The organism is Streptomyces sp. NPDC058145 (assembly GCF_042884245.1).
Classification (GTDB): domain Bacteria; phylum Actinomycetota; class Actinomycetes; order Streptomycetales; family Streptomycetaceae; genus Streptomyces.
Window position 1 is genome coordinate 1 of record NZ_JBHVUH010000010.1, and the last position, 13608, is coordinate 13608.

Here is a 13608-nt window from a genome sequence, read left to right on the forward strand (position 1 = left end):
CCCCCTGACGGGGGCGTGCCCGCCCGGCGCCTCCCCGTTGGTGTCCTGCCTGCTTCCCGGACCGCCCTGTCAGGGCAGCAGCTTCTCGATGGCCGACGGCCCCTCGGCCTCCAGCTTGCGGCGCGCCCAGTCGAGGGTCGCCGGGGTGACGTCCCTGCCCGTCGCCATCACCAGGTCCTCCGGGGTCAGACCCCGTGAAGGAGCGGAGTGGAGCAGGGCGTCCGGGGTGCAGTGGTCGTCGGACGACCGGGACCCTTCGGGTGTGGATGTCGACATGATGCCTCCTCCTCGGTCCGGATGACCGCATCCGTGCCGGTGCCGCCGAACGGGGCACCCTCTCACCATTCACCGCCGCGCCGAACCCTGCATCCGGAAGGGGCCGCAGAGCGGGGTGAGGACCGCCTGCCCAGCCCGCGCCGAGGCACTCGCCCGTAAGCTGGAAATCCGCCCATACCCTGGAAAACAGCAGCGTTCCGCACCGGGGAGGCCTCAACGATGGCCGAGATGCCCTTCCAGCAGGAGTCGTCCCGAAGCCCCCGCTACCTGCCGATCGCCGAGCACGGTCTCATCGGCGACCTGCGCAGTGTCGCGCTGGTCGGCACCAACGGCACGATCGACTGGTACTGCTCACCTTCCTTCGACGCACCCAGTGTCTTCGCGTCGATCCTGGACGCCGAGCGCGGTGGCAGCTTCGAGCTGGCCGCCGCCGTACCGGGCCGGACCAAGCAGTTCTACTTCCCCGACACCAACGTGCTGATCACCCGCTTCTTCACCGAGGACGGGGTCGGCGAGGTGCAGGACTTCATGCCGGTCGCCGGGGACGGGCTCGCCGCCGAGTCGGGCCGGCACCGGCTGATCCGGCGCGTGGTGTGCGTGCGCGGCACCGTCCCCTTCCGGGCCAGGGTCGCGCCGCGCTTCAACTACGGCGCCGACCCGCACACCGTGCGCAAGCTGAACGGCCTGCTCTTCTTTGAATCGCCCGAGCGGTCCCTTGCGCTCACCTCCACCGTCGTCATGGAGTGCGACGGACGGGACGCGTGGGCCGACTTCAAGCTCGGCGAGAGCGAGACCGCGGTGTTCGCCCTGGACCTGGCCGGCGAGGAGGTGCCACCGCGCGGCTGCCCCCACATGGAGGCCGAGCACGAGTTCAACGCCACCGTCACCTACTGGCGGCACTGGCTCCACCAGTCCCGCTACCGGGGCCGCTGGCGCGAGATGGTCCACCGCTCCGCGCTCACCCTCAAGCTCCTCACCTACGCCCCCACCGGCGCCATCGTCGCCGCGCCCACCACCAGCCTGCCCGAACAGCTCGGGGGCGAGCGCAACTGGGACTACCGCTACGTGTGGGTGCGCGACGCCGCCTTCGCCGTCTACGCGCTGCTGCGGCTCGGCTTCACCGGCGAGGCCGAGGCGTTCATGCGGTTCCTGACCACGCACATCAGCCCCGGCTGCGGCGACCACGCCGGACCACTGCAGATCATGTACGGCATCGACGGCCGCACCGAGCTGCCCGAACGCGAACTCACCCATCTGGAGGGCCATCTGGGCTCCGCCCCGGTCCGGGTCGGCAACGCAGCCGCCGACCAGCTCCAGCTCGACATCTACGGCGCCCTGATCGACTCCATCTACCTCTACGACAAGTGGGCCCAACCCATCTCCAGCGGCCAGTGGGACGACGTGTGCCACCTCGTGGGCTGGGTGTGCGACCACTGGGACCAGCCCGACGAGGGCGTGTGGGAGACCCGGGGCGGCCGCCGCAACTTCCTGTACTCGCGGCTGATGTGCTGGGTGGCCGTGGAACGGGCCATCCGCCTGGCCAACCGGCGCGGACTCCCCGCCGACCTGCCCCGCTGGCGCCAGTCCCGCGACACCATCTACCGGCGGATCATGGACCGCGGCTGGTCCGAGCGGCGCGGCGCCTTCGTCCAGCACGAGGACAGCGAGGTGCTCGACGCGGCCGTGCTCATGATGCCGCTCGCCAAGTTCATCGCCCCCACCGACCCCAAGTGGCTGTCCACCCTGGACGCCCTCACCGAGGACCTGGTCTCCGACTCCCTCGTCTACCGCTACGACCCGCAGGCCAGCCCCGACGGACTCCGCGGCGACGAGGGCACCTTCTCGATCTGCTCGTTCTGGTACGTCGAGGCCATGGTCCGGGCCGGGCGGCTCGACGAGGCCCGGCTGGCCTTCGAGAAGATGCTCACCTACGCCAACCACCTCGGCCTGTACGCCGAGGAGATCGGCCGCACCGGCGAGCAGCAGGGCAACTTCCCGCAGGCCTTCACCCATCTGTCCCTCATCAGCGCAGCCTTCAACCTCGACCGCGCCCTCGGCTGAGCCACCCGGGCCCGCGCACGGGCGGCGGAGGGTGCCGTGTGCCGCGCAGGCCGCACGGGTACCCGGGGGTCTTACGAAGGACGAAGAACACAGGGCCCGCGAAAGGAGGAGACCCCGCATGACCAGCACCAGCGAGACCGGCGACGTCACCGGAACCCTCGACAGGGACTACAACCTCATCTGGTACGTAGAGGCGTGCCTGAGCAACGCCCTGCGCCTGGAGCAGTACATCCAGGACGCCGACCGTGAGAAGGACAACGAGGTCGTGGAGCTGTTCCGCAAGGCCCAGTCGGACAGCCGTAAGGGCGCCGAACTGGGCAAGCAGTTGCTGCGCTCGCGGCTCGGCGGCTGACCGGGCCCCCGCCGGGTTCGCGCCGCACCCCCCCCGCGTGCTCGGCGGACGCACCGGCCGGGATGATCCCGGCGGTCAGGACAGTGGCTGCTCCGCCCAGATGATCTTCCCGTGGGGGGTGTACCGGGTGCCCCAGCGCTCGGCGAGCTGCGCGACCAGGAAGAGGCCCCGGCCGCCCTCGTCGGTGCTCGCCGCGTACCGCAGATGCGGGGAGGTGGTGCTGCCGTCGGAGACCTCGCAGATCAGCGTCCGCTCGCGCAGCAGCCGTACCCCGATCGGGTCGCGCCCGTAGCGGATGGCGTTGGTCACCAGCTCGCTGAGGATCAGCTCCGTGGTGAACGACAGCTCCTCCAGGCCCCAGCCGTCGAGCCGCCGGGTCACCGACGCCCGCACCTCGGCGACGGCCGCCGGTTCGGACGGGACCTGCCACTCGGCGACCCGGTCCGTGCTGAGGACCCGGGTGCGCGCCACGATCAACGCCACGTCGTCGCTGGGCCGGGCCGGGAGGCGGTCCAGCACGGTCCGGCAGGTGTCCTCGGGCGAGGCGCCGGGCGTCCGGCGCAACGCGTCGCGCAGCAGTTCGAGGCCGACGTCGATGTCCCGGTCCCGGTCCTCCACCAGACCGTCGGTGTAGAGCACCAGACTGCTGCCCTCCGCCAGCTCCAGATCGACCGTCTCGAACGGCAGACCGCCCAGGCCCAGCGGGGGACCCGCGGGCACCTCCGGGAACTCCACCTCGCCGTCCGGGCACACGAGCACCGGCGGCGGATGCCCGGCCCGGGCGACGGTGCAGCGCCGGGACACCGGGTCGTACACCGCGTACAGACAGGTCGCGCCGGTGACCGCGGCACCGTCGGCCGGGGTCTCGTCCTGGTCGATGCGGCCCACCAGTTCGTCCAGCAGGCCGAGCAGTTCGTCGGGCGGCAGATCGAGCGCGGAGAAGTTGTGCACCGCCGTGCGCAGCCGGCCCATCGTCGCCGCCGCGTGCAGCCCGTGCCCCACGACGTCGCCCACCACCAGGGCCACCCGGGCGCCGGACAGCGGCAGTACGTCGAACCAGTCGCCGCCCACCCCGGCCTGCGCCGGCAGATAGCGGTAGGCGATCTCCAGGGCGTCCTGCTCGGGCAGGGAGCGCGGCAGCAGGCTGCGCTGGAGGGCCACCGCCATGCTGTGCTCACGGGTGTAGCGGCGGGCGTTGTCGATGGACACGGCGGCCCGTGCCACCAGTTCCTCGGCGAGGGCCAGCTCCTCGGCGTCGAACGGCTGCGGCTTCTCCGCGCGCCAGAAGTTCGCCAGGCCCAGGACCAGGTTGCCCGCCCTCAGCGGCACGGTGATCAGCGAGTGGATCCCGTACGCCACGACCTGACCGGTGCGGTCCACGTCCTGTGCCAGCCAGCCGGACGCCTCGCGGAGCACCGGCTCCACGACGGACTGCCCCGTCGTCAGGCTCCGGGCCTGCGGCGACGTCGGCACGAACCGGATGCGCTCGCCCAACGGATACAGCGGGGCGTCCTTGCGGATGCCGCTGAACGCCGCCCGGCGCAGCGCGGTGCCCGGCTTCGGCTCCTCGCCCTTCAGCACCGCGTCGAACAGGTCCACGGTGGCGAAGTCCGCGAACCGGGGCACGGCCAGTCCGGCCAGCTCCTCCGCCGTACGGGCCACGTCCAGGCTGGTGCCGATGCCCACCCCGGCGTCGTACAGCATGTTCAGCCGCTCGCGGGCCACCTCCGCGCGGCCGGACAGGGCGCGCAGCTCCGTGGAGTCGCGCAGCGTGGTGACGCTGCCCGGCGGCCCGCCGCGCAGGTCGGTGGGGCGCTGGTTGATGGCCAGCAGCCGGTCCTTGACCAGATGCACCTCGTCCGTGGCGACCCGCCCGGAGGCGAGCAGCCCGGCCGTCTCGTCGTCCAGCCCCAGTTCCAGCACATGCCGCTGCTCGGCGTCCTCGGGCAGGTCCAGGAGCCGCTGCGCCTCGTCGTTGGCGAGCAGCAGCCGGCCACCACCGCCGACGATGAGGACGCCCTCCCGGACGGCGTGCAGCACCGCGTCGTGGTGTTCGTACATCCGGGTCATCTCGTACGGTCCGAGGCCGCGCGTCTGGCGCAGCAGCCGTCTGCTGACCAGGGCCGTGCCCGCGGTGGCCAGCGCCATCGCCGCCGCGGCCGCCGCGAGCAGCAGGGGTAGCTGCTGGTTGGCGGTCCCGCCCACGTGCGCGGTGGTGATCCCGGACGACACCAGGCCCACCACCTTGCCGGCCTTGTCCTTGACCGGCACGACGACCTGCACCAGCGGGCCGATCGTCCCGTTGACCTTCTCGACGACCGTGCCGCCGGCGACGGCCGGCGCGAGCGTCCCGACGAACTTCTTGCCGATTCGGTCGGGCTTGGGATGGGTGTACCGGGTGCCGTCGGTCGACATCACGACGACGAAGTCCACGCCGGTCGCCTTGCGGGTGGCCTCGGCGCGTGGCTGCAGGATGGCCGTCGGGTCAGGGGCGCGCAGCGCGGCGGCCGTGCCGGGCGCGTTGGCGAACGACTCGGCGACGGCGAGCGAGCGGCTGCGGGCCTCCTGGGCGCTGTCGTGCCGCACCTGGAGCACCTGGGCCACCACGGCCGACACGACCAGCAGCAGCACGATCACCGCTTGCAGCAGGAACACCTGTCCGGCGACGCTGTGTCCGGTCACCGCCGACCGCAGCACGCCCGGCGGTGCGCCGTTCGTGCCGGCCGCCTGCTGCCTCGGTGCGCGCGGACGCCCGAAGGAACGGGGCGGCCGAGTCTCGGGCCGGCCGGGCAGTCGGACCATGAGCCCATGTCTACACTGCGCGGCCCCGGGTGGCGAGGGCGTCGGCCGAGGCGGCTGCCGCGGGAGCCGGCCGCGTGCCGCGGTCACCGCCCCTGCGCCGGGCGCCGGGTGGCGAGCAGCAGCGCCACGTCGTCCGGCCGGGCGGTGGCGTTGCGGGCGGTGGAGGTGAGCCGGTCGGCGACCCCGGCGAGGGAGCCGCCCCGCCGTCCGACGGCCGCCCCGGCCCGCGACAGCGCCAGGGCCAGCGCGGTGATGCCGTCGTCGATGTCGGTGCCGGGCCGCTCCACCAGCCCGTCGGTGTACAGGGCGAGGACCGCGCGCGGCTCCAGCCGCAGCCCGGTCACCGGGTACTGGGCCTGCGGATCCACCCCGAGGACGACACCGCCCGGGATGTCCAGCACCCTGGTCCGTCCGTCGGGGCAGCGCAGCAGCGGCGGTGGATGCCCCGCCCGGGCCGCCCGGGCCCGTCCGGTGGCCGGGTCCAGCCGGACGTAGCAGCAGCTCGCGAACTGGCCCGGATCGAGGTCGATCAGCAGCCGGTTGGTGCCGCTCATCACCTCGTCGGGCGGCCGGTCCCCCAGCGCGAAGGCCCGCACCGCGCTGCGCAGCTGGCCCATGGTGGCCGCCGCCTGCACACCGTGCCCCTGCACATCGCCGATCACCAGCGCCAGCCCGCTGCCCGCCTCCACCACGTCGTACCAGTCGCCGCCCACGTCCATGCCCTGGGTGCCGGGCAGATAGCGTCCGGCCGTCTCCACCCGGGGATGCGCCGACAGCCGCCGGGGCAGCAGGGCCTGCTGAAGACCCCGGGCGAGCGCCGCCTCGCTGTCGTAGCGCTGGGCCCGCTCCATCGAGTGCGCGATCAGTCCGGCCAGGGCGGTGAGGACCGCACGCTCCTGGGTGCCGAAGCCGCGCGGGCGGTCGAACCCGAGGATGCACGAGCCGACGGGCCGGCCTGAGGCGATCAGCGGCAGGAAGGCACGGGCGCCCTCCTCGGCGTCCAGGGCGAGCCCGGGATAAGTGTCCGCCAGCTGCCGCATGGACTCGAAGAACAGCGGGCGGCCGGTGGTGAGGGTCTCCACGCCAGGTATGTGCGCGTCCAGGCCGACGCCGTCGAACGGGGCGAGGAAGCCCTGGGGGAAGCCGGTCTCCCAGGCCAGGTACAGGTGGCGCTCCTGGAGCAGGTAGATGGCCAGGCGGCGGCCGCCGAAGGCGGGCAGCAGCTCCCGCATCACGACCGCCGACACCTGCCGGGCGGTGACCGCGTCGGTCAGCGCGATCGCCAGTGCGATGGGCCGGTACAGCGGGGCCAGCGAGTGATCGCCGAGCACCGTGTCCTCCAGGGCGTGCGGCTCGTCCGGCGGCCGGTCGGCGGTCTCCGGCTCCGTCGACGCGTCCACGTGGCTGGCCGGCACGAGCGTGCAGGTGAGGATGTCCGGGCCGGGATGGACCGTCAGGGCGAGCCAGTCACCCCCGGCGGGCCCCGCGGCGCCCTGCGGCGGGCGCCGGACGTGCACGTGCACCGGTTCGAGCGACAGCAGCACGCCGCGCAGATGGTCGTCGTACGGCGGTCCGGTCAGCCACGGCATCGCCTCCCACAGCGGACGGCCGAGCAACGCCGGCCGCTCCCGGCCCGCGAGCCGGGCCGCGGCCGGGTTGACGTACACGACCAGCCCCATCCGGTCCAGGCAGAACACCCCTTGCGGGAGCAGATCGGCCGCGCCGTCCGCCGCCGCGGCGGGCCCCGGCTCGAAGACGATGCCGCCCACCAGCACCTTCGCGCCCGCGTCCGCCTTCGGCCACAGGTCCAGCAGCCGGAGGGCACCGTGCACCGATCTGACGCTCAGCGGCACGGGCGGCGGCTTCCCGGCGGCGGTCTCGTGCAGCGCGGCCAGGATGTGTCCGGCCTCGTCCCGGGACAGCGCGTCCGCGAGCGCCGGGCCGGTGCCGGGGAACTCGCCCGTCCGCAGCCCGAGCAGCGCGCTCAGCCGGTCGTCGGCGTCCACCGCGGAGGTCGCCGGGTCCCAGGTGAAGCGGCCCACCCTGGTCTCAGCGGGACGCGTGACGGGCGGCCGTGCGCACAGCGGGTCCCCGTCCCAGGCGAGTGCCGCCTCCTCCCCGTTCGCGAGCCCGAGAAGCTCGGCGCCCAGTCCTTCGGCGAGCCGCCCGAGCAGCTCCTGGTCCAGCAGCTCGTCCACCGTGTCCGGCACCGCCGGTCGCAGCACCGTGAGCACACCGAGCGGCTCGGCCCCGCCCGGCACCGGCACGTGCACCGACCCGAACGGGAACGGCAGACCCGCCGCGAACTGCGGATACCGGCGCACCGTCTCCGTGGCGTCGGGCAGCACCACAGGGACGCCGAGACGGTAGGCGTCGGCCACCGGGAAGGGCCGGCCCAGGTGCAGCCGCCACCAGGGCCGGAACAGCGGCCCGGGCAGCCCCACCAGCACGGCCAGGCGCAGCAGCCCCGGGGTGCTGGAACGCAGGTAGACACCGGCCACGCGGCCGCCGGCCGCGCCGAGCGCGCCGGTCGAGGCGTCGACCAGCAGCGTGGCCAGCCGGGCCCGCGTACCGGCCGTGCGCTCGCGGCTCACAGCCATGGGTGCCTACCTCCCGTGCGCCGCCGGGTGGATGACACAGCAAGAATGCGCCACCCGGGCGGCGGACCGCACCTGGGCGGAGCAGGAAGGGCGGCGGGAGAGCGGCCTTCGCATCCACCGGGATGCCGGTGGACCCGGTCCGCGTCGCCGCGAGGTGCGGCGGACCGGCGTGGGACGCGGGGCCGGTTCAGAACTCCTTGGTCTTCGGCGGCAGGGCGCGGCCGGCCCCCAACTCGGTCCCCTCCGGCAGGACGCGGCCGACCCGCAGGCTGCGCAGGGCAAGGAGCAGGACGGCGATGTCGTCCAGGTAGACCGGGTCCGGCAGCAGATCGGTGGGCAGCACCAGGTACGCGACCGCACCCCAGAACACCCACCGCGGTCCCGTGGGCAGCCCGGCGCGCCGCAGGGTGCGCCGGGCGCGGACCAGGCGCACCAGCAGGCCGACGGCGACGGCGAGCAGCACCGCCGCGACGACGGCGCCTGTCACCAGCCAGGTCGCGGTGGAATCCATGCGGCCTCCAGTCCCTCGTGACGGACGGGGCGGGCCGGTGCGGCCCCCTTCACTTCCCCTTCTCTTCCCTCTGCCCGGTCCCGGCCGCCGTACCGCCTCGCGTGCCGGTCCACTACCGCCGCTCCGCCGCGCCGGCGCCGGGGACTTCGGGGACTCCGGGGATTTCCAGGACTCCTGGGGCCTCGGACGGGCCGTCCGGGGCGGGTGCCGGGCGCGGGCCCTTGGCGGTGAACCGCAGTCGTTCGAAGGTCCGCGTCAGCTGCTGGAGCGCGGCGGGTGTCCGGGCGCCCGTCCGCTGCTGCTGCGGCAGCGCGGCGGGGGCGGGCGCGTCGCGGAGGGCGGTCAGCGCCTGGTGGGCCTGCTCGGCGGCCTCCCGGTACAGGTCCCGGGACTTCGTCATCGCCTCCAGCGCGTCGGCGTACATGGCGACCAGCTCCCGCTGCCGCTCCAGTTCCTCCTGGAGCGTCGTCAGGGTCCAGTTCTCGCGCAGGTCCGTCAGCGCCTCCTGGGCGCCAGGCGGCAGCGGCCGGGGGAGGGCCATGAAGTCGCGCAGTGCCGCCACGAGTCCGGCCGGCTCCGAGCCGTCCAGGAAGACGGTGCGCACGCTGTGCTCCCGGCCGTCGTAGTCCTGGGGCGCCGGGTCCGGCGGCAGCAGCACGGCACCGCCGCGGGGCACCTCGACGCCGAGGTCCTTCAGCGCCCAGTTGACGGCGCGGAACTGCTGAGGCGCGGCCCGGTGCTCCATCACGCGGTGCCGGAGCCCCGGCGGCAGCAGCCGGGCCAGGGGCAGCCTGCCCTGCTCGTCGGGGGTCATCGCCTCGTGCACGACGACATGCGCGCACCAGGACTCGCGGGCGGCGTCCTTCAGCCGGCGCCGCGTCTCCTTGTCGTCGTCGGGCAGCGGGTTGACCTGGCCGAAGCGCAGGCCCTGGACGGTGGGGTGGTGGTCCCAGTCGCCGTCGGCGCCCTCCGCCGGCCCGGCCTCGGGCCAGAACAGGGTCGCGGGGGAGGGCCACGCCTCGTCCCACGGGCGCTCCGCCTCGGCGACGAGCGTCCACTCCTGCCCCTCGGGGCGGGCGGCCCGCGGTACGAGGGTGAGCCGGGCCCGCACGGTCACGGTGCCGCCGGCCCGCCAGCGGGCCTCGAAGATCCGTTCGGGGGAGTCGTCGGGCACGGGCGGCTCGGCGAAGTCGTCGATGTCCCCGCTCTCCCTGTGCCGTCCGAGGGTGCGGCGGACGACGTCCTCGGCGGCGGGGCCGGGGTGGCGGCCGCGGGCCGCCCAGAGGGTCTGCGGGATGGTGGCGTGGTCGGTGGCGGAGTTCGACATGGGCCAATCTGCTGATGGGGGCCGGTGCGCTACCCAGTATCACCGCTGGGGGGCGGAACCCGTCGACAGGGCCCCGGGCGGCGCGCCGTGCCACCGGTGACAGAGGCGCGGGGCGCGTCACGGGCGGTCTCGCGGTGGTGTGCCCGCGCTCCCGGGCGCGCGACCGACGCTCCCGCGCACCGGGCGCGCGCCGGTCACCCGTGACGCACGCCGCTGACACGAGGCTCGCGCCGATCACCCGGGGTGCGCGCCGCACGTGTGACACGACCGTCGTTCACACGTCCCGGAGCCGGGACCGGACGCCCACAATGGGCCGTCGGACGGGGCCGCCCACCCATCCGCTCGGGGCGGGCCCCGTCCACCGACGAGTTACGCGCCGCTCTCCCGCAGCATGTCCTCACGCTCGACGAGCTTCACGCGATCACGGCCCTGCGGCTCGCCCAGCGCGCGCTCGGCGGCGTCCAGCTTGTACCAGCCCTCCCAGGTGGTGAAGCGGACCTCGCGCTCGGCGAGGAAGGCGTCCACGGCCTCCGGCGCCGGCGAGGCAGGGGTGTGCAGGCGGCCGTTCGCGTGGTCGTCCAGCAGGTTGGCCACGGTCTCGTTGGCGTCGCCCTTGGTGTGGCCGATGAGGCCGATGGGGCCGCGCCGGATCCAGCCGGTGACGTACGTCGACTGCAGGTGGCCGCCGCTCTCCTCGAGGACCCGGCCGCCCCGGTCCGGCACCGTGCCGGAATCCAGGTCCCAGGGCAGCTTGGGCAGCTTGTCGGAGAGGTAGCCGACCGCGCGGTACACGGCGCTGACGTCCCAGTCCTTGAACTCACCGGTGCCCTTGACGTTCCCGGTGCCGTCCAGGGCGGTGCGCTCGGTGCGCAGGCCGACGACCCTGCCGTCCTCGCCGAGGATCTCCGAGGGGGACTCGAAGAAGTGCAGGAACAGCTTGTGCGGCCGCTCGCCGGCGTCGCGGATCGCCCAGTTCTCCAGGGTCTTGGCGACCATGTCGGCCTGCTTGTTGCCACGCCGGGTCTCGATGGAGCCGGCGTCGTAGTCGATGTCCTCGGGGTCGACGATGACCTCGATGTTGGGGGAGTGGTCCAGCTCGCGCAGCTCCATCGGGCTGAACTTCGCCTGTGCCGGGCCGCGGCGGCCGAAGACGTGGATCTCCTTGGCCCGGTTCGCCTTCAGGCCGTCGTACACGTTCGGCGGGATCTCGGTGGGCAGCAGCTCGTCGGCCGTCTTGGCGAGGACGCGGGCCACGTCGAGCGCCACGTTGCCGACGCCGAGCACGGCGACCTTCTCGGCCTCCAGCGGCCAGGTGCGCGGCACGTCCGGGTGGCCGTCGTACCAGGAGACGAAGTCCGCGGCGCCGTAGGAGCCGTCCAGTTCGACGCCGGGTAGGGACAGCTCGCGGTCGGCCGTGGCGCCGGTCGAGAAGACCACCGCGTCGTAGAACGCCCGGAGGTCGTCCAGGCTGATGTCGGTGGGGTAGTCGACGTTGCCGAAGAGGCGGATCTGCGGCTTGTCGAGCACCTGGTGCAGGGCGGTGATGATGCCCTTGATGCGCGGGTGGTCGGGCGCCACGCCGTAGCGGATCAGGCCGAACGGGGCGGGCATCCGCTCGAAGAGATCGATGGAGACACCGGGCTCGGCGGCCACCTCGGACTTGAGCAGGGCGTCGGCGGCGTAGATCCCGGCCGGGCCGGCTCCGACGATGGCTACCCGCAGGGGGCGCGGCATGATCAGTTCCCTTCGAGCGTGAACATTCGAGCCTGAACAGAAGACTCGCTCGATCGGGAAGCCTAAGCTAAGGCAGCCCTAAGTTAGTACGCGGGTCTGGTCTATGACCTCATAAGCGGATCTTATGAGGGTTCAAGGAGCCACTTATGCCCCGGGCCGGGCCGGGGCCGACACCCCTGGAAAGGGGGTCAGGCCGGCCGGATCACCCGGTGGATCGCGGACTCCCCGGCGCCGTAGATCGACTCCTCGCGGATCGTGGATCCCGGGCCCGGTGCGTGGATCATCATGCCGTCGCCGATGTGCAGGCCCACGTGCCGGTCGTCGTCGAAGAAGAGGACGAGGTCGCCCGGTTCGAGTCCGGCGAGGGCGACCGGGACGCCGGCCAGTGCCTGCTCGTGCGCGGCACGCGGCAGCGTGACCCCGGCGGCCTGCCACGCCGCCCGGGTGAGGCTGGAGCAGTCGTAGGACTCCGGACCGGTGGCCCCCCATACGCAGGGCTTGCCGATCTGTGCCCGGGCGAACGCGATGGCCTTGGCGGCGCGTGTCGTGTCGGGGGTGAAGGGGGTGGGGAACGGGGTGAAGGAGCCGGTGTCGGTGAGGGCGGGCTGCGGGAACGCGCCCGTGTCCGTGAAGGCGTCGATGGTGGACCGCGTGAAGGAGCCCGTGCCGCCGAGGGGGTCGAAGGGGGCGGGCGTCACGGGGGCGGGCGTCACGGGGGCGGGCGTTACGAGGGCGGGCGTTACGAGGGCGGCCGCGCTCGGCGTCGCCGCGGTGCTGGGCGCCGTCCACGGGGGTTGCTCCCACTGCCCGTCGACCGGCTGGAACGCCGTTGCGGAGAACGTGAATTGGGCGGCGTGCCGGGCCAGCAGGTCCCGGGCCGCGGCCAGTTTGCGGCGGTGGCTCGCCTTGGAGTCGGCGGGGGAGGGGTGCCGGGGCGCGGCCCCGGAGGCAGGCAGTTCCCTCGGCATCCACGCCGGGGCGGCCTGCGGCTCGGGAAGGGTGGCGACGGGCAGTACGGCCGTCTCCGCCGGGCCGGGGTCGCTCGTCTCCGGGACGCCGAGGTGAGCCGGTTCCGCCGCACCCCAGGCGGCCGGCCGGAGTGACATCGGAGCGGACAACTCGGCTGTCATCGAAGGAAGTTCGACGGGACGCGCGGCCGGGAGCTCAGCGGGACGCGCGGCCGGGAGTTCCGGGCGGGCGCCCGTCAGGCCGGACGTGCCCGCTTCCAGGGCGGCGCGGGGGCGGCCGTTCGATGCCGCCGAGGACCCGCCCGTCAGCTCCGCCACCGCGCGATCGGGGGCCCGGCCGGCGGAGCCGGGTGCCAGCTCGGGCAGTGCGACGCTCAGGGCGTCCCGGTCACCGGGGTTCGCGCGGTCCCACGAGCGGGCCGGGCCGGCCGGGGGTTCGGGCAGGCGGTCGGCGGGGAGCACGGCCGGAACCGTCGGGCCGAGCTTGGCGCGCGCCGCGTCGAACCACTGCCGGGCCACCGCGTCGAGGCCCGGGTCCGGACGCGGCCCGGACCTCTTGGACAGCGCGACCCCCCGGTTCCTGCCGGCCGCCGACATGGCCCGGGTCGCGTTGTAGTTCCCGGTCGCGTTCTCGGCCTGTTCGTAGAGGAAGTCGATCCGCCGCCGAACCTCGTCGCGGCCCTCCGGCACCATGGAAGACGTGCTCCTTCCTTGCCCCGCGGGGCAGTTGGGCCGATCTCGGGGTCGGTCGAGCCCCGGCCCGGGACGCCACGGCGAGTTCGCTGGGGGCAGCCGGGCGGCCTGGCGGTCAACCTAGCCAACTTGTGTGCTCGGTGTGAAGGTTGCAGGGCGGAATGTCCGATACGTATTTGTGATGTTCGCGGCGTCGTTCGAGTGGGAAGAATTTTTCGCCTTTTGCATGGCCCTGCCACCCGGCTCGCGTTGTCGTACGCTGCCGCCGCCGGTGTGACCACGGT

Annotated in this window: 9 protein-coding genes; 2 read left to right on the forward strand and 7 right to left on the reverse strand. The window is 73.8% G+C overall.

Going from position 1 to position 13608, the window contains the following annotated elements; all coding sequences use genetic code 11:
• Positions 1 to 69 precede the first annotated feature (69 nt).
• Positions 70 to 276, reverse strand: a complete 207-nt coding sequence (locus tag ACFVVO_RS22785) for a hypothetical protein (RefSeq protein ID WP_385015121.1) — start codon at positions 274 to 276, stop codon at positions 70 to 72.
• Positions 277 to 495: 219 nt separating this feature from the next.
• Between ACFVVO_RS22785 and ACFVVO_RS22790 the strand changes: the two genes are divergently transcribed.
• Together ACFVVO_RS22790 and ACFVVO_RS22795 are read left to right on the forward strand one after the other, a co-directional pair.
• A complete protein-coding gene (locus ACFVVO_RS22790) occupies positions 496 to 2337 on the forward strand; it encodes a glycoside hydrolase family 15 protein (protein ID WP_390057413.1) in 1842 nt (613 codons plus the stop codon).
• A 118-nt stretch (positions 2338 to 2455) separates the two neighbouring features.
• Positions 2456 to 2689: a hypothetical protein gene (locus ACFVVO_RS22795; protein WP_390057414.1), complete on the forward strand. Its 234-nt coding sequence runs from the start codon at positions 2456 to 2458 to the stop codon at positions 2687 to 2689.
• Positions 2690 to 2764: 75 nt separating this feature from the next.
• On the opposite strand, the gene ACFVVO_RS22800 is transcribed toward ACFVVO_RS22795, so the two are convergent.
• From ACFVVO_RS22800 to ACFVVO_RS22825, 6 genes are all read right to left on the reverse strand, one after another.
• Positions 2765 to 5491, reverse strand: a complete 2727-nt coding sequence (locus tag ACFVVO_RS22800) for a SpoIIE family protein phosphatase (RefSeq protein WP_390057415.1) — start codon at positions 5489 to 5491, stop codon at positions 2765 to 2767.
• A gap of 83 nt (positions 5492 to 5574) precedes the next feature.
• Positions 5575 to 8091 (reverse strand): SpoIIE family protein phosphatase, encoded by a 2517-nt coding sequence (locus ACFVVO_RS22805; RefSeq protein ID WP_390057416.1) that lies wholly within the window; start codon positions 8089 to 8091, stop codon positions 5575 to 5577.
• A 187-nt stretch (positions 8092 to 8278) separates the two neighbouring features.
• Positions 8279 to 8602 carry a YkvA family protein gene (locus ACFVVO_RS22810; RefSeq protein WP_390057417.1) on the reverse strand — a complete coding sequence of 108 codons (324 nt, stop codon included), beginning with the start codon at positions 8600 to 8602 and terminating at the stop codon, positions 8279 to 8281.
• Positions 8603 to 8714: 112 nt separating this feature from the next.
• Positions 8715 to 9929, reverse strand: a complete 1215-nt coding sequence (locus ACFVVO_RS22815) for a hypothetical protein (protein ID WP_390057418.1) — start codon at positions 9927 to 9929, stop codon at positions 8715 to 8717.
• 369 nt (positions 9930 to 10298) lie between these two features.
• Positions 10299 to 11663, reverse strand: a complete 1365-nt coding sequence (locus ACFVVO_RS22820) for an FAD-dependent oxidoreductase (RefSeq protein WP_390057419.1) — start codon at positions 11661 to 11663, stop codon at positions 10299 to 10301.
• Between the two features lie 188 nt (positions 11664 to 11851).
• On the reverse strand, positions 11852 to 13324 hold the full coding sequence (locus tag ACFVVO_RS22825; RefSeq protein ID WP_390057420.1) for an NlpC/P60 family protein: 1473 nt from the start codon (positions 13322 to 13324) through the stop codon (positions 11852 to 11854).
• Positions 13325 to 13608 lie beyond the last annotated feature (284 nt).

Excerpts from the sequence above, each read along its gene's own strand:
- ACFVVO_RS22790 (WP_390057413.1), top strand. The coding sequence starts at position 496 with ATGGCCGAGATGCCCTTCCAGCAGGAGTCGTCCCGAAGCCCCCGCTAC.
- ACFVVO_RS22795 (WP_390057414.1), top strand. The coding sequence starts at position 2,456 with ATGACCAGCACCAGCGAGACCGGCGACGTCACCGGAACCCTCGACAGG.
- ACFVVO_RS22800 (WP_390057415.1), bottom strand. The coding sequence starts at position 5,491 with ATGGTCCGACTGCCCGGCCGGCCCGAGACTCGGCCGCCCCGTTCCTTC.
- ACFVVO_RS22815 (WP_390057418.1), bottom strand. The coding sequence starts at position 9,929 with ATGTCGAACTCCGCCACCGACCACGCCACCATCCCGCAGACCCTCTGG.
- ACFVVO_RS22785 (WP_385015121.1), bottom strand. The coding sequence starts at position 276 with ATGTCGACATCCACACCCGAAGGGTCCCGGTCGTCCGACGACCACTGC.
- ACFVVO_RS22820 (WP_390057419.1), bottom strand. The coding sequence starts at position 11,663 with ATGCCGCGCCCCCTGCGGGTAGCCATCGTCGGAGCCGGCCCGGCCGGG.
- ACFVVO_RS22805 (WP_390057416.1), bottom strand. The coding sequence starts at position 8,091 with ATGGCTGTGAGCCGCGAGCGCACGGCCGGTACGCGGGCCCGGCTGGCC.
- ACFVVO_RS22810 (WP_390057417.1), bottom strand. The coding sequence starts at position 8,602 with ATGGATTCCACCGCGACCTGGCTGGTGACAGGCGCCGTCGTCGCGGCG.
- ACFVVO_RS22825 (WP_390057420.1), bottom strand. The coding sequence starts at position 13,324 with ATGGTGCCGGAGGGCCGCGACGAGGTTCGGCGGCGGATCGACTTCCTC.